At 65.7% G+C, this 872-nt stretch carries 1 protein-coding gene; it reads right to left on the bottom strand.

Annotated elements, in window-relative coordinates; all coding sequences use genetic code 11:
• Positions 1-314: 314 nt before the first annotated feature.
• The coding region (gene pspAB, locus RB628_RS40920; RefSeq protein WP_318325709.1) for a PspA-associated protein PspAB at positions 315-872 on the bottom strand (558 nt) is incomplete at its 5' end.

The following is an 872-nucleotide window of genomic DNA, read 5'->3' as shown; positions in this document are numbered from 1 at the left end:
CACCATTCACACCAGACCCGTGACCTGCGACTTCACGATGCACACCACTCACTGAACGAGTTCGACCAGCTCTTCGACGGCCGCCTTACCGCCGGACGGGTATAGGCCAATCAGCCCAACAAAAAGCCACTAGGCCAAAGGGGCCTAAAACACCTAAATCATGATAGACCAGCACGCGTTGCTCGCGTGCCGTCCGGCCACTGTCCTCCGGGGCGCGAGCGAAAGGCGCGGCGTCCTTGGGCGTCATGGAGATTCCGGTGCAAGTGGCAGACCACCGGGCCGCCGTGGAGGAGCGCCGCCCTGCCTGGTCGAAGTCACAGGCCGGGGACACCCCGGAGAGGGAACCATCGAGTCAGATCCTGCTCGATGAGCAGGTCTTCCTTGACGATGGTCTTGACCTGCAGTTCAAGTGGGTTGTCGCGCTTCTCGCCGGGCTGAGGCGCGAAGGGGTAGAAGGTGCCGCGCTTGTAGAAGTAGACCAGGGCGAGGGGGCGGAGCTCGGCGTCGTGGAAGGCGACGAGGGAGCAGAGCACTTGGGGCCCGAAGCCGCTGTCCTGCAGGGCGGTGTTGACCGCGTGCAGGTCGTTGACGAGTGCGGGAAGGTTGTCGGGGGCGCGGCAGGAAAGCAGCCATGAGTGGCCGTAGTCGTCGCGACTCAACTCCACGGGTGTACCGCTGCGTTCGGGGTCGGCGTCCAGCAGGGCCCGCACGTCCTGTTGGACTTGGGCGAAGGCGCCGCCTTCGATACTGGCGAAGCAGACCGAGCCCGCTCCGGTCGGGGTGAAGAAGAGCGCGTTGAACGCCTGGGCGGTGCGCTGGTGGGGATGCGGGCGATGTCGCCGGTGACCTTGGTCAGGGCCGAGGCCAGGGCG

It is taken from the genome of Streptomyces sp. ADMS, from assembly GCF_033441795.1.
GTDB lineage: Bacteria > Actinomycetota > Actinomycetes > Streptomycetales > Streptomycetaceae > Streptomyces.
Note: the sequence above shows the minus strand (reverse complement) of the source record. Positions and strands in the feature narration are given on the sequence as shown.